This window comes from Nocardia carnea (assembly GCF_029869215.1).
GTDB classification, from domain to species: domain Bacteria; phylum Actinomycetota; class Actinomycetes; order Mycobacteriales; family Mycobacteriaceae; genus Nocardia; species Nocardia carnea_B.
In genome coordinates this window covers 64,982-82,894 of record NZ_JARWPM010000198.1, presented here as the reverse complement: position 1 = coordinate 82,894, position 17,913 = coordinate 64,982, and the positions used below count along the sequence as shown (strand labels likewise).

Here is a 17,913-nt window from a genome sequence, read left to right as displayed (position 1 = left end):
ATCCGCCGAAAATCAGGCGGATATGGCGTAGCCGCCTGGTAGGCATCGGGTTTCGGGTTCGGCATGCGCTGTCGGCTGGTTGGTGCTTGGCTGCCGGTGTTGGTGTTGGTCGGCGCTGGTGGAGGCTGGGGTTCGTGGCGACGCGGATGTTCGCGGACGAGGAGTTGGAACGTCTGCGGGGATTCCCGGAGATCAGCCGCGAGGAGCTGTTTCGATACTTCACGCTCACGTCGGCGGATCTGGCGTTCGTGGATCCGGGCCGCGGCAGGGGACCGGCCGAACGGCTGGGCTTGGCGATCGCGTTGTGTACGCTGCCGTGGCTGGGATTCGTGCCGGATCGGCTGGTCACGGCCCCACCGGGGGCGGTGGCCCGCCTCGCCGAGCAGCTGCGGGTCGACCCGGTGGTGATCGGTGCCTATGGCAGGCGAGCCAAGACCCGCACCGAGCATGTGCGCCTGGCCGCGCGGTACCTGGGATGGCGTGCGGCCGGTGCGCTGGAGTTCAAGGAGCTCGACGAGTTCCTGCTCGCGCGGGCGATGGAGCACGATTCCCCGACTCTGTTGTTCCGGCTGGCGTGTGAGTATCTGATCTCGGCGAAGGTGATCCGGCCGGGCCCTGTCACCGTGGTGGAGCGGGTCGCCCACGCCCGGCACCAGGCCCAGACCGAAACCTATGACCGGCTCGCTCACGAGTTCACTGCGGCGCGGTGTGCGGAGTTGGACGGCTTGCTGGTCACGGACGCGTCGCTGGGGATCTCGCGGTTGCGGTGGCTGTCGACCGGGCCGGTGGAGGCGTCGGCGGCTGCGGTCCGCGCCGAGGTCGACAAGCTGGGGTTTCTGCGGGGTTTGGGTGCTGATCGGCTGGATCTGTCGGTGCTGCCCGCCGAGCGGCGCCGGTTCTTGGCCACGATGGGCCGGCGTCTGAGTCCGCAAGCCCTGGAGCGTCGGGATCCGCAGCGCCGGTATCCGATCCTGCTCACGGTGCTGGCCCAGTCGGGCACCGATGTGCTCGATGAGGTCGTGGTGTTGTTCGATCAGGCGATCTCGGCGAAGTTCGGTGCCGCCGAACGGAAGATGCAGCAGCAGCTGGCCGAGCGCGGCAAGACCGGCGAGGACCGCCAGGCGCTGCTGGACGATCTCTTGGAAATCGTCACCGACCCGACGGTGGCTGATGAGGAGATCGGCGCGCTGATCCGCGGCGAGAAGATCGGGTGGGAGCGCCTGCGCGCGGCGATCGCCCAGGCCAAACCCAGGTTGCCGCGTGATCACGGGCATCTGGCAGCGCTGGATTCCTCCTACAACTACCTGCGCCAGTTCACCCCCGCAGTGCTTGAAGCGGTGCGCTTCGCCGGCGGCACCGCCGCTACCGAGCTGCTGATCGCGGTGAACATGCTGCGCGAGCTGAACGCGACCGGGCGGCGCAAGGTCTTCGACGACGCCCCGACCGGGTTCGTGCCGACGAAATGGCGCGGCTACCTCGACGAGGCCCGAAAGACCGGTAGCGCCACCGCGTACCGGCACTACTGGGAATTGTGCGTACTGCTCGGACTGCGCGACGGGCTGCGCAGCGGGGATGTGTTCGTGCCCGGCTCGCGCCGCTACGCCGACCCGGCCGCCTACCTGATCACCACTGGGCAGTGGGAACCGCAACGCGGCGAGTTCTGCCGCCTGGTCGGGCGATCCGCCGATCCGGGCGTCGCGCTGGCGGCCGTGGTCGCCGAACTGCACGATGCGGTCGGTGAGCTGGAGGCGGTGCTGGCCGGCGGGGACGGCCCGGTCAGGGTGGACGAGGGCGGGGATCTGGTGATCTCGCCGCTGAGCGCGGAAGATGTTCCCGCCGAGGCGATCGCGCTCAAGGCCGAGCTGACCGAGATGCTGCCGTTCGCGCCGATCGTTTCCTTGTTGATCGAGTTGGACAAGCGCACCGGCTACCTGGACTGCTTCACCCACGCCGGCGGCCAGGCCACCCGGACGCCGGAGCTCAAACGCAATCTGATCGCGGTACTGCTGGCGCACTCGACGAACCTGGGGTTGACCCGGATGGCGCAGGCGTGCGGGATCACCTACGACATCCTGGCCTGGACCGATGAGTGGTATGTGCGCGAGGAGACCCTGCGCGCGGCCAACCTCGTGTTGATCGGCTACCATCAGCGGCTGCCGCTGACCGCGGTGTTCGGTGCCGGAACGCTGTCGTCGAGCGATGGGCAGCGGTTCCCGACGCGTGGGAAATCAACCACGGCCAGGCCGTTGAGCCGGTATTTCGCCAGCGAGGGCCTGTCGACCTACACCCATGTCACCGATCAGCATGCCACCTACGGCACCAAGGTGATCGTGGCGACCAAACGTGAAGCCCATTACGTGCTCGATGAGATCCTGGGCAATGCAGCGGATCTGCCGATCACCGAGCACGCCACCGACACCCACGGGGTCACCCTGGTCAACTTCGGGTTGTTCGACCTGCTCGGGATGCAGCTCTCGCCGCGGATCCGGGATCTGGGCCGGATCACCCTGTACCGGCCGGGCCCGCGCGCGCAGGCCGAGGCCCGGTTCCCGCACGCGGGCCCGCTGATGACCCGCAAAGCGAATCTCGGGTTTGATCGCCGAGCACTGGGACGATCTGCTCAGGTTGGCCGGATCGTTGAAGTTCGGGCACGCCACCGCGTCGCTGCTGGTCGGCAAGCTCTCGGCGTCGGGGCGGCAGAACACTCTGGCCGCGGCGCTCAAGGAGTACGGGGCGCTGCGGCGCACCATCTACGCCGCGAGGTACCTCTCCGATCCGGACTATCGGCGCAAGATCTCGCGGCAGCTCAACAAGGGCGAGTCGCTGCACGCGCTGCGGCGCGACCTGCTCTATGCCCATAAGGGGATGATTCGGGCACGCCATCTCGAGGACCAGACCGAGCAAGCCTGGTGCCTGACCTTGGCGACCAACGCTGTGATCGCTTGGACCACGGAGTATTACGGGCTCGCTGTCGATCAGATGCGTCGGGCCGGGCAGCGTATCGATGACGAGGTCCTGGCCCACATCAGCCCGGCCCACAGTGCCAACATCAATTTCTTCGGCGCGATCGAGGTCGACATCGACGCCGAGCTGGCCCAGCTGGGCCCGACCGGGTACCGGCCGCTGCGGGTGCGTGACACCTTGTTCTGACTGCGCGGCCGATCTGTGGTTACGGCCTGCCGGTGCCGGTCGGGCTGGTTGATGCGGTGGCTGTTGAGTGAGCGGTGAGGAAGTTGTCGACGAGCCGGGCGCAGTCGTCGTGGTCGATGGTGCGTAGTCCGGTGAGGCGGGCGAACACGATCGGGCCGAGGAGTTCGATGATGGCGAAGGTGGTGTCGAGTTCGCCGAGTGTGGCGCGGGCGTCGGGGCTGGTGAGGATCTGGTCGAACGGTCGGCGGTATTGCTCGATGACGCGGGCGCGTAGTGAGGTGAGCGCGGCCGGGTCGGTGTGGTTGTCGTCGATGGATCCCATGGCCAGCCAGGCCAGGGTGGTCATCTGTACCGGGGCCTGTTCGATGAGGTCGGCTTGGGTGGTGAGCAGCGTGAGGAGCTGCTCGCGTACCGGGGTGGTGCCGGTGAGGGCGTCGACGTGGGGGAGCAGCCGTTCGAAGGTCGCCGCGAGCAGATGGGTGGTGCTGCCGAAGTGCCGGTAGAGGGTGGCGCGCGCGACTTTCGATACGCGGGTGACCGCTTCGACGGTGACCGCCTCGACACCGCCGGTGGACAGCAGATGGGTGGCCGCGTCGAGCAACCGGTTGCGTGAGCGTGCCAGCCGCGGATCGGCCTGCTCGTCGTCCGCGGGGTGCGGGTCGGTCATGGACGCGTGTTCCTCCGGATTCGTGCCGTGCGGCTGTGGGTGTGAGTGGACTCTATCCCACACCCCGACCCCTATGATACGAATGGTCTCGCACAGAGACTATCGGTCTCTAAAGTCGGGAGGTGCCGGTGGACACGCCTGGGACGGACACTGTCGAGATCGCCCGGTGGACCCGGGCCGAGTGGTGGATGCTGACGGTGTCGTGCCTGGCGGTGGCGCTGGTGGTCGCGGCGATGGCGGCGTTGTATTCGGCGTTGCCGCAGATCGCGGTCGCGACCGGGGCCACCCAAGCTCAGCTGACCTGGATCGTCGACGGCTACACACTGGTGCTGGCGTGTCTGGTGCTGCCCGCCGGCGCCGTCGGTGACCGTTACGGGCGACGTGTGGTGCTGGTGGCGGGATTGGTGGTGTTCGCCGCCGCCTCGGCGCTGCCGCTGCTGCTGGACGAGCCGGTGTGGCTGATCGCGACGCGCGCCCTGGCCGGGGCGGGCGCGGCGCTGGTGATGCCCTCGACGCTGTCGATCCTGACCGCGGGGTTCGCCCCTGTTCATCGCGGCCGGGCGGTCGGGATATGGGCCGGGGTCGCCGGATCCGGGGCGGTGCTGGGGATCCTCGGTGCCGGGGTGCTGCTCGAACGATGGTCGTGGCCCTCGGTGTTCGTCGGGTTGACCGTGGCCGGGACGGTGCTGGCGGTGCTGGCGTGCACCATCGCCGAATCCCGCCACCGTGAGCATCCGCCGGTGGACTGGGTCGGCGCGGGCACGGTGGCGGTCGCGGTCGCCGCGATCGTGTTCGCCGCGATCGAGGTCCCCGCACGCGGCTGGGCCGACCCGCTCGTCGCCGCCGCGGCCGGGATCGGTGTGGCCGCGGCGGTGGCGTTCGTGGTCGTCGAACTGCGCAGCGCGGCGCCGCTGCTGGACGTGCGGTTGTTCACCCGCCGCGGTTTCGGTGCCGGGTCGCTGTCGGTGACCATCCAGTTCCTGGTCACCTTCGGAGTGTTCCTGCTGCTGGTGCAGTACCTGCAGCTGATCTTCGGTTACGGGCCGCTGGCCTCGGCGCTGGCACTGGCACCGATGGTGGTGCCGCTGGTCGCGATCTCGGTGATCGCGCCGTGGCTGTCGAGCCTGGTCGGATTACGGGTGATGACCGTGACCGGCCTGCTCACCATCGCCGCCGGGCTGGTGCTGGTGAGCCGGTTGACCCTGGCCGCAAACTATCCCGACCTGCTGTGGCCGCTGCTGATCATGAGCGCGGGCCTGGGATTGTGCACCGCCCCGGCGACCTATGCCATCGTCGCCGACACCCCAGAGGCCAAACACGGGGTCGCCGCCGCGGTCAACGACGCCGCCCGCGAGATCGGCGCCGCGATCGGGATCGCCGTGGCCGGCAGCGTCCTCGCCGCCGGCTACACCCACCGCATCCAGCCCGCCTTGGCCCGGCTACCCGAGCCCGCCCGCGGCCCGGTCGCCGATTCCCTGGCCGCCGCCCTGCAAGTCGCCGACCAGGCAGGACCGGTAGCCGCGCCGCTGGCCGAGTTCGCCCAAGCCGCGTTCGTGCACGGCAGCGGCCAGGCCGCGCTCGCACTGGCCGCCCTCACCACCGCCACAGCGATCGTGCTGGCCGTCCTGGCCCCCGGCCGCACGCCACGCCCGCACATGAGAACCTCTCCCCCCTCCTCACACGCCTCTCCTCGTGAAAGACGCCCGTCATGACGGCCTACCACACGATCATCGTCGACACCGACGGATCCGACCGCTCCTACCGTGTGGTCGAGCACGCCGCAGAACTCGCCCACGCCACCCACGCCCGGCTACTGATCGTCTGCGCTCGCCACCGCATCGACGAACACACACCCAAGGCCCACCTCGACCGGCCCGGACCCGAGACCTCCCCGCTGCACGGCAGCACCCCCGCCGACACCGTCCTGCGCATCGCCCACCAGCACGCCCTCGCCCACGGCGCCACCGACGTCGACACCCACATCCTGGACGAACCCGCCCTACCCGCGCTGCTGCACCTGGCCGCGGCCACCGCCGCCGACCTCATCGTCACCGCCAACCCCCACCGGTCACCACTGCTGGCCCAGCTGCTGTCCACCCCACCGATCGAGCTCGCCCGCAAAACCCACTGCGACATCCTCATCACCGCCTAAACACACTCACAGAAAGCACCCATGACCGAGAACACACCCAGCACCCACACACCCGAGCCCCGCCAGGTCCCGGACTGGATCCCCGCCTTCCCCGTACACGCACCCGACTCCGCCGACCTGCCGCCCCACCACGACCACTGCCTCGGCTGCGGACCGGCCAACCCCCACGGCCACCAGCTACGCGCCCGACGCGACACACACGGCGTCTACGCCCACCACCGCTTCGACTCCCGCCACGTCGGCGCCCCAGCGATCGCCCACGGCGGCGCGGTCGCCACCGTCCTCGACGAACTGTTCGGACTCCTGCTCTACACCGTCGGGGAACCCGCCGTCACCCGCCACCTCGCCATCGACTACCTCGCCCCGATCCTGCTCGACACCCCCTACACCCTCCGCGCCCACATCCACTCCCGCGACGGCCGCAAACTCCACCTGAAAGCCACCATCGAAAACGACCACGCCCACGTGGTCACCACCGCCACCGCACTGTTCCTCATCGTCGACGTCAACCACTTCCTCACCCCACAACAAACCCCCACACACCGATAACACCCCCTGACCTGTTCCGTAACCCGATCGTCCACCGGAACACCACGCAGAACGAACATCGGCCCAGCACACCGGTGTTCCGTAGAGGTGTTCCGCAAACTGTGCCGGTCAACCCCCGCCATCTGGAACACTTTCGGCATGGGTGAGCCGTTCCGCATCGGATACTGCCGCTGCTCCACCGACGAACAAGACGTCGAGATCCAAACCGAACAACTACTGGCGCTCGGAGCGCCGCGCGAGCGGATCTTCATCGACAAAGGGTTCTCCGGGACCACCCGCAAGAACCGGGCCGGCCTGGACAACGCACTCGCCGCCGCCACCTCCGCCGCAGCGGCCATCGACGAGCGACAGGTAGTGCTCATGCTGGCAGGTAGTTCCGTATGCGCGCCCGCATTCGCCGAGCGCAACCTTGCGGCGCTCGAAATGGCCCAGGAATTCCTCCCACTCGGCATCGGTAGGGGTGCGGTATTCCTCGCTCGGCCGCGTTCCTCGGCGCCGCGTGATGAACGCGCGGTGGCCGTTGATTGCTTCTTGTGGGTAGACGGCCTTGTAACCCATGGTGGTGGATATGTCGTTGTGACCCAGCAGCATGCGCAATGTGCGGGGGCATCCCGTTCAGAATTGCGTCCGTGGCAAATATTCTGCGCAGGTCGTGGGGCACGAAGTAGAGCGGTTGGCCGCCGGCGTCTTTTATGTCCGTCGACTCGAGTATTTCCCTGATGCATTTGCGGATCGTCGACGCCGCTATGGCTCGCGTATGGCTGCCGTTGTTCCACTGGAACAGCAGCGGAGCCGGCGTGGCCCAGCATCGTTCGGAGAGGTCATAGAAGGGGACCAATGGAATGGCTCCGTCCTTCTGCCGAACTCGGGCGATGATCGCGGATATGACATCGGCCAGCTCCGGACTGACGACGAGGAGGCGTTCCTCGTCGGTCTTGGACGGCGCGACGTGCAGCAGCGGGATGATCTGCCCTGCTTGGGGGTGTCGATACTGGATGATGCTGTGATGGCTCGTTTCGAGCATCTCCTCGACCCTGACGCCGGTGTGCCGAAGAAACTCGACTGCTGCCCAACCCCAGAAGGCACGATGGTCCTCGGCACGAAGGTGGCGGCGGCGGCCGGTCGAGTCGAAGACGCCCGTAACCATACTGAGCCGCTGATTTTCGTTTCTGCGTGCGGAGACTCTGGTGAAGGTCTCGCCGAAGACGGTGAACGGCTTGCCGGGTTCAGAATTCAACGCTGCGTCCAGTCGGAGGCGGGCCTCCTCGGTGCGGCGTTCGGCGGTCCGCACCAGAACTGGCAGCAAGGGCAGGCGTTCGCGGGTCCGCTGGTCCATGCGCGCCTTTCGGCGCGAATTGACCTTCCTGGTCGAGTGCGCGGTTTCCGACGCGCGGATGGGGCACGGAACGGCCCATCGCGGCCATCGCGCAGAATCCTCGGTAGCCCATTGCGCGATGTCCAGGTAGAACGCCCGGACTGTGGTCAGGAGTTGGAGGTAGTTCACCCGTGGGACGGTGACCTCGACGGTGGTCCCGTCCGGCAGGCGCTTATTCTGGATCTTGACGCGGAGGCGTTCTTTCCACGCATGCGCCACTTTCGGGTCGAGGTCGAGCGAGTCGATGCCTGGATGGTGTGCTTCCAGATCCGTCCAGAAATTCATAACCAGCACCCGCGACAACGAGTCGAGTGTGGTGTAGTCCAGGGCGACTTGCCGTTCCGCCAGGTAGCTGACCAGCAGGTTGCGGACCTCGGGATCAGCGACGTGATACCGATCCACGAGTCGCTCGATGCTGGATCGTCCGCCATAGTTCATGATTGCGCGCAGGGTCACCGGCGCACCCTGCGGAAGGAATCCCGCAGCCTCGAGCAGGGTGTAGAACAGATAGCGCCCCTTTCCGGGCAAACCGATGGCTATCTCCTGCTTGCGTAACTCGACACAGTCTCCGACGGTGATGTCGCGAACGCCGCCGCCCTTGGTCAGCAGCAGGACACAGAGCTGCCATCGGATGACGGGGAGGCAGGTGCTCGACCGGATTTCGGGCGTCATCGCCGTCTTGAGTAGCCCGAAACCCGACGGATCGCGATACTCGGCGATCCTAGTCGTCCAGGTTCCGGTTCGGTTGATAGTAAGCAGGAATGTCGGGCTGGGACAGATGATCCTTGCAATGGACAGCAGCATCAGCGCGGTCAGCAGCTGGGACTTGTCGCCTACCCGGCCGTGTGCCCGGTGCCATTCCGCGGCGGCCGCAGTCCAGTGCGGCTCAGCGGTTTCGGCACCGCTGGCCTGCCATCGCTGCTGCCAGGTCTCGCCAGGGAAGATCTCCAGCCTGCCGAGCAGCCTCTTGACACACAGTCTGCGACGAAAGCGCATATCGTCCGACACCGGAGGAAGCCGTAACCCCTCGAGCCGTTCAATGGTTTTCTCGACGGTCAGGGCCTGACGCGAAGCGGAAAGCACTGGTCGAGCGGGAAATTGATCCAGGATGGTCTCGGCGAGCACTCCACGCGCTTCGCGCGTCAGTTCCTGCTTTCGGCTGGTCGAACCGACCTCAGCCGTCGCTGTGGTTGTCGATGATTTCACTGCGTCCTGCCGAATATGACGTCGAGAGAACGTGGGTCGTAACCCGACGCTGGCGGCTCCGGTGGGGCTGCCGCGCGCTCGTTCTGGCGCGCGTGGTGGGCGAGCGCAGCCGTGATCACCTCACCGTGGGTAGGGGTGGTGTAGAGCTGCGTGGTCGTCAGATCGGCGTGGTCAAGGATCCACTGGACGTCGGTGATGTCCATGTCCGGGTCATCGGCCATGCGGTAGGCCGCGGTGTGCCGAAGGGCGTGGAGCGGATAGTTGGAGCCGAGCGCTTCCTGGGCGCGGGTGAACATTGCTCGGGCCGCGTGATAGGACAGCGGCCGCCAAGGTCGGCGTAGCGTGAACCAGAGTGGATGGCGGTGACCGCGGGAAGCGCCCTTGCGCCAGAGTTATTCCTGGTAGAGCCGCAGCCAGACGAACGCATCAGGCGAAGCCGGCAACTGCTGAGCTTTGCGAGAACCCTTTCGTGTAACCGTGATCAGTTGCTGGCCGGGATCCTCATCGCCCTGGCAGGCGGACAGTAGTTCTTCGGCGCGGGCGCCGGTGGACACCCAGAGCGCCAGCAGGGCGCGGTCCCGGTTCGACTTCAGTGCCGCGAACACCGTGTTGAATTGCTCGTCGGGGATCTTCTTCGGGATCCGCTTGGGAACCTTCGGCCGATAGCGGCCGACCCGCTCCTTCCGATGCGGATCCATCGGGTTGTGGTGCGCGTGAGCCCGCCTTGAGCGTCGTGAGCGGTCCAGCGGGAATGGGTTGATCAATGGGCCTTTGCCGAGTTCCAGCTGGAAGTCGTAGAACGCCCGCCAGACGGTCTCGGCGTGCGCCCGCGACGCTGGCGAGTACTTCGGTCCCGGGCTCGGCCTGCCAGTGACGGCATTGACGACCTGGCTGGGGCGGCCGCGGGGCAAACCGGGCAACTGGCCGTCGGTCCGGTGCCGCCAATGAACTCTCATCGGCTTGTCCGCCAACAACCTCCATCGTCCGAAGTCGCGCCCCTCCATTGGCGTTACTTTGTCCCACGACATGCCGATCGCGGCGAGGAACCGCCACCAGCGAAGCAGATCGCTGCCATATGACCGGATCGTCGACGGCTGCTTGTCGGTGGCCTGTAGCTCGGCGAAGTACCTCGCCGCGGGTTCGATGACCGCGCCGTTCGCGTCGAGAAGCTGGTATGGCTCCCACACGTCACCGGTCCTTTGGAGCCGACCGACGTCCGGCACAACGAGTCTCGACAGATATCGCTCGCCGCCCTCTTCGCACATGGCGAGGAAAGCTAGCAGAAACCTAAGCTGACCTGCAAGGATTACGAAGTTAGTTCAGTCAATACGTCATCGAGGCTTGCGGCGGGGTCTTGGAGGGGGTCGAGCTTTGGGCCGACGGCAGCACGATGCGACGGTACTGGATCGACTAGAGGCGCCATTGCTCGATCGTGGTCCCACCGCCGTCCCGCACCTTGGCGGTGAAGCCATTCCGTTGGCCGAACCCGCAGATCTCGGGTGTGAAATGGGCGTGCGCCTGCGTGGGCATCTCGGCAGGATGCGAGCATGGTTGCCCCGTTGGATATCCCGCGTTTGACTGCAAACGACAGATTTGTGCTCCGCTCCTGGGAGATCAGCGACCTGCCTCTGGTTCGAGAGGCGTCGAGCGACGATCACATCCCGTTGATCACGACCGTTCCGGCGGTGTACTCGCGAGAAGCAGGCGAAGCCTTCGTGCGTCGGCAGTGGGAGCGTGTATCGACCGGCAGTGGGTATCCGTTCGTCATCGTGCGGGTTGAGGACGGTCGGCCGCTCGGGTCGGTCGGTCTGTGGTTGCGGGACCTGGACGAGGGGCGTGCGATGCTGGGCTACTGGGTGGTCAAGTCCGCTCGTGGTCAGCGGGTCGCTGCGGAAGCGCTTCGAGCGGTCACTGCCTGGGCCCTTACTGACCTGGAGATCCGCCGCCTTCACCTATATGTCGAGCCCTGGAATGCCGCATCCCAGCGGACGGCTGAGCGTGTGGGTTTCCAGTGTGAGGGCCTGCTCCGCAGTTGGCAGCTGGTCGGCGAGGAGCGTCGGGACATGATCATGTATTCGATGTTGGGTTCTGATCTGTCCTGATCGGCCGCCTGTTGGCTGACCTCGGTGGGCACCTCCAGATTCGGTACCGTCGCTTACGACCATGACGGCCTCCTACTCGGTCAGGGCTACTATGACCCGCTATCGCCCGGGACGACGATCATCCCGGACGGGCTGCCGAGCGGGAAATTAGCTGGTGAAGGCCGCTGTTCGCGCGGCACTATTGTCCGATGACCGAGATCGAAATCCCGGTGTCCCGGATCGCGTGGAGCGAGCTGCCCATCTCGGTGCGAGGCGAGATCGAGAGTCGCTTGGGCGCGGGAGTGCGTTCGGGATCGACCCAACCGGGCGGATTCAGCCGCGGAATGGCATCCCGGCTAGCGATGGTGGACGGTCGCACGGTGTTTGCCAAAGCAATCCCCATCAGAGACCGTTTCGCCCACCGGTACCGGATCGAAGGCGACACCGCGACTCAGCTCCCAGCAGAGATCCCGGCACCAGCGGTGAGGTTCATGCTGGAAATCGACGGGTGGCGAGTCCTGGTATTCGACGACGTCACCGGTCGCCATCCCCGTTTCGACCAGCCTACGGAATTGGCGGCGGTGCTCGCCGTGGTCGAGGACATGGCACGGATGCTGACACCGAACCCACTACCGGACGTACCGACCCTGGCCGATGATCTCGGATCGGACTTATCAGGTTGGCGGAAGCTGGCCGGCGGCGAGCTGGCCGGTAACTTGGACGAGTGGTCGGCCCGGAACGTGGATCGGCTCGCTGTTCTCGAATCCGGGTGGGAGCGTGCCACGGTCGGGCAGACGTTGCTGCATACCGATCTTCGCGCCGACAACATGCTGGTGCGCCCCGATGGCACGGTGATGATCGTGGACTGGTCCTGGCCATCCGTGGGTGCGGCGTGGGTGGATCTGGTGTTCCTGGCGACCGCCTTCGCCCTGCATGGGGTCGATCCCGAACCGATCCTGGGCTCGCACGCCCTCACCCGGGGCGTCGATCCTGATGCGATCTCTGCGCTGGTGTGCGCGCTGGCGGGGTACTGGATCCGAGAGAGCCGTCGGCCTGGAGGGTCGCAGTCGGTGGCTCTGCGTCGGCACCGCGCCGAGTCAGGTCGCGCAACGGTTGCGTGGTTGCAGCGGCGGGTCGGGTGGAAGTGAGCGCAGCGCGGTCCGCTATGACCGGTGGTGTGAACACGAGGTACGAAGTCGAACATGCGCAGCGGATCGCCGCCGCGCATGACGACCTGGAGCGGCACGGTGCCGCGGTGGTGTCCTGGCTCTTTCCCGCGTCAGTTCGGTATGCGATTGCGGCTGAGGCCATCTGGTTGGCGGAGCAGTTGGGCGTCCGTCGGGACTTGGCTTTCGCCGAGACAGGTTTCACGCCTCGCCGGATGAGGAACGTGAGGCGGGCGCAGATCGCGGAGAGCGGAGTTGTGATCCGGGAGACGTATGCATCACCCGAGGTCGCCGAGGTTGTGGCTGCCGTGGCCGGTCAAGCTGTGTATTCATGCCCGTATGAGCCCGAACAGTTCGTGGTTACCCAGCTGGACCGGGTGGGTGACACGCATGGATGGCATTGGGACGATTACAGTTTCGCGCTGGTGTGGGTGGCCGAATGCCCGGACACCGTTGACGGCGGATTCGTCGAGTGTGTCCCGGGCACGGTGTGGGATAAGCAGCAGCCGGGCATCGAGCAGGTACTTCGTGATCGCGCGATCCACCGGCTGGAGGCCGGTCCGGGACAGGTGTATCTCATGCGGGCGAGTACGACGCTGCATCGGGTGCACCCGATTCGGCGGGGCCGCCGCACGATTGTGAACATGGCGTTCGCGGCGGAGGATGAATTGTCGCGGCCCGTATCGCACGAGACGATGGACGCACTGTGGTCCGAGCCTGGGGATTGAGCGGAGGAAACCTTGCCGGTTGAGAGCGTCACATTGGGATCAGTGGACGGTGTGCGGCTCGACGCAGCGGTCCATATGGCATCCGTTCCGGCCAAGGGGGTCGTGCTGCTGGTGCACGGGATCACTGTGGATATGGACGAGGGCGGTGGGATGTTCGTCCGCTTGGCCGAGCGACTGACCGCTGTGGGATTTGATGTCGTGCGGTTCTCGTTCCGGGGGCATGGAAACAGCGGTGGGACGCAACGCGGAGTGACCATTGCTGGCGAGTGCCTGGATCTGGAGGCTGCGGTGCAGTTCCTCCAGGGGCGGTTTCCGGGCCGGTTTTCGATTGTGGCGGCTAGTTTCGGGGCCGTGTCCACGGTGCTGTCGCTGCCGTGGCTTGCTGATGGGCTTGATCGGTTGGTGCTGTGGAATCCTGTCCTCGACCTGCGGCATACGTTCCTGGAGCCGGATTTGGCGTGGGGTGAAGAGAACTTCGGCGCGTCGCAGCGCAAACTATTGCACGACACCGGAGTCCTGGTGGTCGACGGGGAATTCGAACTCGGCCGCGTGTTGTTCAGCGAGTTCGCCCACTACGACCCACTGGCACGATTCCTCGACAGCACCGTGCCGTCGCTGATCGTCCATGGAGACCGTGACACCGCGGTCTCCTACGAGATTTCCGCTCGGGCCGCGATGTCGAGGCCGAATACGGCGCTGCGTACCATCGCTGGTTCGGATCACGGCTTCGACTCGCGGGAGCGCGAAGATCAGGCGATCTCGGAGACGGTTGACTGGCTGGTCGGCCAGGTCGCGCCCGCCTCGTGACTCCCAGGGACCTGCACGGGCCGATTCGGCTCGGTGATGATGTGATCATCGGCGAGCACTGCGTTCTGGGATGCCCGAAGGAAACGCGTCTGCGGGAAGCTCAACGTGGGCGATGGTCGGCGGGTACTCCTGTCGTGATCGGAGATCGGAGTCTGCTGTTCAACCAGGTCATCATCCAGGAAGGCACAGCTCTTGGCATGGAGTGCGTGGTAGAAGACCGGGCACGGATCGGGTACGGGTGTGTGATCGGCGACCGGACCCGGGTCGTCCACGGCGCCTACATCTGTGATCGCGTCACGATCGGCGCGGACGCGTGTGTCGCTGGGTTCGTTTGCGATGCGACGGTGATCGGTGACCGCGCGACCGTGATGGGCGAGCTGGTCCACGAGTACACGAGTCCGCATCTGGGTTGGTGGGGAGTGGATGAAGAACCGCCCGTGGTCGAGGCGGATTCGGTGGTCGGGTTTGGTGCACGAGTGGTCGGCGGCGTCCGGATCGGGCCTCGCAGCTACGTCGCGGCCGGCGCGGTCGTGACCAAGAACGTGCCGAGTGAGCACGTCGTCACCGGCGTCAATGTTCACACGCCGATCGGCGAGTGGCCCGGTAAACGTCTTTCGGCGCTGATCGAACACTGGACGGCACCGCGACCGATGCGGTGATCGAAGCCGCGCATCACCACCGAATGAAGTCGGAATTCTCGGTGTCGCTGCCGGCGTCGTCCTTCGGTCGTTGTGTGACCAGCGGCGGATCGAACGCTAGCGCGGTGAGTCGCGGTGCGAACCGTGCCCGCACATCGGGTCGTGGATGTGGTGTGTAGAGGGCGGGAAGGAACTCGTCGACCGGCACGATGGCCTCGGTGAGTTCGGTGGACAGTGCGGTACGCAGGCCACTGCGAGTGAGCAGATAGGCGTAGCTGCAGTGGCTGTAGCCGGGGTGGACGATCCCGGGAACCGGCGTAGGGGTGTCCGGCCGGAGCAGGTCGCGCCCGAGGTACAGCATGTCGAATGCGATATCGACTTCGTCGATCAGGTTCAGGGTCTGGAGAAGGCGTGGTGCGAATTCCGGTGGGAGGGTCGCGTCGTCTTCGAGGATCAGAGTGTACGGGGCTGCGCTGTGCTTCTCGGCGTGGTTCCAGCATGCGAGATGAGCGAGAGTGCAGCCTATTTCGCCGTATTTGAGCGGTCGATTCCACCACGGGTTGTCGGAGTCGATTTGCCAGTCGAACAGCTTGATTCCAAGCGCCTGGAGGTCGCTGGTGGCGAGTTGCCGGCCGTCGATGACCACGTCGAGGTCCGAGGTGTAGGTGACCGTCATTGCCGAAGGTAGCCGGGCGCTGATCCATGCTCGGCGGTCTTTCCGCCGTGGCAGATTCACGACATAGGTGGCGATGTCGTCCAGATTCGTCACGCCGTTTGCCCGGGGGAGCAGCGGTGATGGCAGGTGAAGCGTTTGGTGTTGTCGATCACGACTCCCCAGTTCGCGCCGTGGGGGCGGGACATGAGCAGCAGGGGCTCCATGACGGTGAGGTCGGCGACGTCGGTGATGCCGCCGACGCGACGGGCTTCGGTGACCACGACGAAGTCATCCTGACCGACGTGGTCGGAGAGGTATTCGACATTGGTGGGTCCTCGTCGTGGATCGAGTAGTGCGCGGGCCGCGCCGAGGACCCCGAGGGTGAGGCACCCGCCCAGCAGTAGCGCGGTGGTTCCCTGCACGGTGAGCCGGGTGAGCACGGCGAGGTCTTCGATCAGCTCGCCACCGGGTGTCCACCGTGGAGCCATACAGAGGTTGTCCAGTTCGGGTACGACGAGCGGGTCGTCCTCACCGAGCGGATTCGCATCAAAGTAGAAGGGTAACTGAGGGAGGAACTCCCGGTATTTGGCGTTCCACGGTGGGCCGCCGATCACCACGAGAACCTCGACCTGGGTATCGAAGTACTCCGAGGGCGCGAAGTCGCGCACAACCGCGGTGGGAGCGAGTTGCGCCAGTTGGGTGCGGACGAAGATCAATGTGTCCAAGTCAGCGAACTTGGCATACCGCAGGTAGTTCCGATCCTGTGGTGACGCATACTCTGGACGTTCGTCCACGGGGATTTCGGAGCAGACAATGTCGACGCCACCGCTAGGACGCAGGCCCCAGAACCGGCGCACAGCATCGTAGGGATCCTGTTTGCTGGCCCGGCCGTGGTGGCTCGGGCTGCGGTCGATGGCCTGCGTCTGTGCCCCGTCAGGAGCCGACGAGATCGTTACCAGGAGATAAGCCAGGGTGTCGAGGGCTTGGTCGGAACGGCGGCGCACGGTCTTGACCGCGCACTTGAGGTGCTGGGCCAGGGACTCTTGCCTGTCGGTGAGCGTCGGGTAACTGTGGTCAGGTCGAACGTTGAAATCCACTTCGGCGTAGACCCGCTCGCTCTCGGTGAGCTGACCGATCGCCTGACGCAGGATTGCGGCGAGATGTTCGATGTGTTCGGCAGAGCCAGGCTCGGTGTCGGAGTCGCGGCACAGATATGCCTGCACAGGTTCGTCGATGATGGTGAGCAGTGCTGTGGGCCGCGCCAATCCGAGTCCGCGGCGCACCCGTCTCAAGCTGTCCTTCACCTGGTCGATAGAGGGCGGCGCCAGCATCTGTCCACCTTATGTCCAGCGAAGGCGAATGCGACATCGGGTTTCCCGAGCGGCCGTACTACCTGTGTCCAGAAAATGTCCACTCCAGTCCAGGGTGTCCAGAAACTCGGGATGCAGCAGGGATAGCACATACAGCGCAGTGGACAGACACTCGAATCGTGGCTGATCGAAAATCTGTTCGGAAGTAGCAGGATTCGTGCACTCCAGCCACCGTCCAGGAGACCGACGGAAGGGAAAAGTCATGTCGGAGCACGCCACCACCACGGCCGAGCGTGGGGAGTACGAAGCCCCCAAGGTGGAGACGAAATCGATGATCAGCCGCCAGTGCGACTGAGATGACAACCCTGGTCGGCCGCGGTGTGGTCGGCCAGGGACCGGCGGCAACAACAAGGGGTGGTCGAATGCTGACCTTGTACGTGGGTGATCTCCACTTTTCGGGATGGTCGATGCGCGGTCGAGTCGCGGTGGCCGAGAAGGGCCTTCCAGTGGCCGAAAGGATCGTGGAGCTGGATTGGCCGATCCGGGAAAGTCCGGACGGGGTGCTGTTCGCCGGCGACGGGACCGACGAACGCGAGGCCGGTATCGGCTGCGCGTGTGATGCCGACGAACTCGCGGAAGCCGATGTCGAAGGCATTCTGGAGGACTCCGCGATGTCGCTGCTGCCTCGGGTCCCGATTCTGGCCGACACCGAGACCGGAGCCGTTGCCGGAGATGTGGTCTCGATCGCCGAATACCTCGATGAAATCGCACCGGACTCCGGTCCCAGCCTCATGGGCACCACGCGACGCCAACGGGCCTTGGTCCGCTCTATCTCCGCCTGGGCGAGTCACGACCTGCCGTACCTGCGCGAGGGCGCGTCCTACGCACGCTCGCTCCGTACCGCCCCCGGCATTCCTGGGCCCGGCGCGGTGGAGCAGGCACGGTGGCTGTGCGATGTAGTGTCCGGATTGTTGCGCCGTTCGGGCGGTCCGTTCCTCGTCGGAGACTTCGGGCTCGCGGATGTGATGGTGTCGACCTACTTCCAGCAGCTCCGCGGCTGGCATATCGGCATCGACGACCCCACCGTGCGCGACTACGCGGGTCGACTGCTGGAACGACCGTCGGTCGCTGACCACATCGACCAGGCCCGCGCGATCTACCGGGCCATCGACGAAGCCCCGACCGGGTCGCCGCAGTGGATCCTGCGCCACTACCGCTATCACCCGGGCAAGCAATTGCTGCACGACTGGCAACGCGACCGCTGCGAACAACTGGTCAACACCACCGCCGCGGAGGCAGTACAGCTGGCCTATCAGGGTCTCGACCTCGAGCAGATCACGCAGACGCTCGCCCAAACCTATGAGGTGCCGCCGGAGCGCGTTGCCGACGACGTCACCACGTTGTTCGCGCGGCTATCACCCGCCTGACC

The 17,913-nt window shown here is 65.9% G+C and carries 14 protein-coding genes and 3 pseudogenes; 11 read left to right on the top strand and 6 right to left on the bottom strand.

Annotation, left to right across the window (positions count from 1 at the left end; all coding sequences use genetic code 11):
• Window positions 1-134: 134 nt before the first annotated feature.
• A pseudogene (locus QH276_RS13435) lies at window positions 135-3,150 on the top strand (Tn3 family transposase).
• Window positions 3,151-3,169: 19 nt separating this feature from the next.
• Here QH276_RS13435 and QH276_RS13425 read toward each other — a convergent pair.
• Window positions 3,170-3,817: a TetR/AcrR family transcriptional regulator gene (locus QH276_RS13425; protein ID WP_043737888.1), complete on the bottom strand. Its 648-nt coding sequence runs from the start codon at window positions 3,815-3,817 to the stop codon at window positions 3,170-3,172.
• A 188-nt stretch (window positions 3,818-4,005) separates the two neighbouring features.
• Between QH276_RS13425 and QH276_RS13420 the strand changes: the two genes are divergently transcribed.
• From QH276_RS13420 to QH276_RS13405, 4 genes and pseudogenes are all read left to right on the top strand, one after another.
• Window positions 4,006-5,529, top strand: a complete 1,524-nt coding sequence (locus QH276_RS13420; RefSeq protein ID WP_210747209.1) for an MFS transporter — start codon at window positions 4,006-4,008, stop codon at window positions 5,527-5,529.
• A complete protein-coding gene (locus tag QH276_RS13415; RefSeq protein WP_043737890.1) occupies window positions 5,526-5,969 on the top strand; it encodes a universal stress protein in 444 nt (147 codons plus the stop codon). Before QH276_RS13420 ends, QH276_RS13415 begins: the two co-directional genes overlap by 4 nt.
• Before the next feature lie 21 nt (window positions 5,970-5,990).
• Window positions 5,991-6,518 (top strand): PaaI family thioesterase, encoded by a 528-nt coding sequence (locus tag QH276_RS13410; RefSeq protein WP_051047383.1) that lies wholly within the window; start codon window positions 5,991-5,993, stop codon window positions 6,516-6,518.
• A gap of 138 nt (window positions 6,519-6,656) precedes the next feature.
• A pseudogene (locus tag QH276_RS13405) lies at window positions 6,657-6,782 on the top strand (recombinase family protein); the annotation flags it as partial.
• Window positions 6,783-6,876: 94 nt separating this feature from the next.
• Here QH276_RS13405 and QH276_RS13400 read toward each other — a convergent pair.
• The 3 genes and pseudogenes from QH276_RS13400 to QH276_RS13390 form a co-directional block, all read right to left on the bottom strand.
• A complete protein-coding gene (locus QH276_RS13400; protein ID WP_051047384.1) occupies window positions 6,877-9,099 on the bottom strand; it encodes a tyrosine-type recombinase/integrase in 2,223 nt (740 codons plus the stop codon).
• Window positions 9,096-9,437 (bottom strand): annotated as a pseudogene (locus QH276_RS13395) (tyrosine-type recombinase/integrase); the annotation flags it as partial. The gene QH276_RS13400 and the pseudogene QH276_RS13395, both read right to left, overlap by 4 nt.
• Window positions 9,438-9,491: 54 nt before the next feature.
• On the bottom strand, window positions 9,492-10,364 hold the full coding sequence (locus QH276_RS13390; protein WP_228792425.1) for a site-specific integrase: 873 nt from the start codon (window positions 10,362-10,364) through the stop codon (window positions 9,492-9,494).
• 282 nt (window positions 10,365-10,646) lie between these two features.
• Between QH276_RS13390 and QH276_RS13385 the strand changes: the two genes are divergently transcribed.
• From QH276_RS13385 to QH276_RS13365, 5 genes are all read left to right on the top strand, one after another.
• On the top strand, window positions 10,647-11,201 hold the full coding sequence (locus QH276_RS13385) for a GNAT family N-acetyltransferase (RefSeq protein ID WP_043737892.1): 555 nt from the start codon (window positions 10,647-10,649) through the stop codon (window positions 11,199-11,201).
• 188 nt (window positions 11,202-11,389) lie between these two features.
• The gene (locus QH276_RS13380; protein ID WP_051047385.1) at window positions 11,390-12,328 is read left to right on the top strand and encodes a phosphotransferase; all 939 of its coding nucleotides are present in this window, start codon (window positions 11,390-11,392) and stop codon (window positions 12,326-12,328) included.
• A 29-nt stretch (window positions 12,329-12,357) separates the two neighbouring features.
• The gene (locus tag QH276_RS13375) at window positions 12,358-13,074 is read left to right on the top strand and encodes a HalD/BesD family halogenase (RefSeq protein WP_051047386.1); all 717 of its coding nucleotides are present in this window, start codon (window positions 12,358-12,360) and stop codon (window positions 13,072-13,074) included.
• Window positions 13,075-13,116: 42 nt separating this feature from the next.
• Window positions 13,117-13,881: an alpha/beta hydrolase gene (locus tag QH276_RS13370; RefSeq protein WP_232110914.1), complete on the top strand. Its 765-nt coding sequence runs from the start codon at window positions 13,117-13,119 to the stop codon at window positions 13,879-13,881.
• Complete coding sequence (locus tag QH276_RS13365) at window positions 13,878-14,540, top strand: DapH/DapD/GlmU-related protein (RefSeq protein WP_043737896.1); 663 nt, start codon at window positions 13,878-13,880, stop codon at window positions 14,538-14,540. Before QH276_RS13370 ends, QH276_RS13365 begins: the two co-directional genes overlap by 4 nt.
• 13 nt (window positions 14,541-14,553) lie before the next feature.
• On the opposite strand, the gene QH276_RS13360 is transcribed toward QH276_RS13365, so the two are convergent.
• Complete coding sequence (locus QH276_RS13360; RefSeq protein ID WP_043737899.1) at window positions 14,554-15,288, bottom strand: glycosyltransferase family 25 protein; 735 nt, start codon at window positions 15,286-15,288, stop codon at window positions 14,554-14,556.
• Window positions 15,285-16,505: a hypothetical protein gene (locus QH276_RS13355; protein ID WP_082393300.1), complete on the bottom strand. Its 1,221-nt coding sequence runs from the start codon at window positions 16,503-16,505 to the stop codon at window positions 15,285-15,287. The genes QH276_RS13360 and QH276_RS13355 overlap by 4 nt, the downstream gene beginning before the upstream one ends.
• A gap of 401 nt (window positions 16,506-16,906) precedes the next feature.
• Between QH276_RS13355 and QH276_RS13350 the strand changes: the two genes are divergently transcribed.
• Window positions 16,907-17,911 carry a PqqD family peptide modification chaperone gene (locus QH276_RS13350; RefSeq protein WP_043737901.1) on the top strand — a complete coding sequence of 335 codons (1,005 nt, stop codon included), beginning with the start codon at window positions 16,907-16,909 and terminating at the stop codon, window positions 17,909-17,911.
• Window positions 17,912-17,913 lie beyond the last annotated feature (2 nt).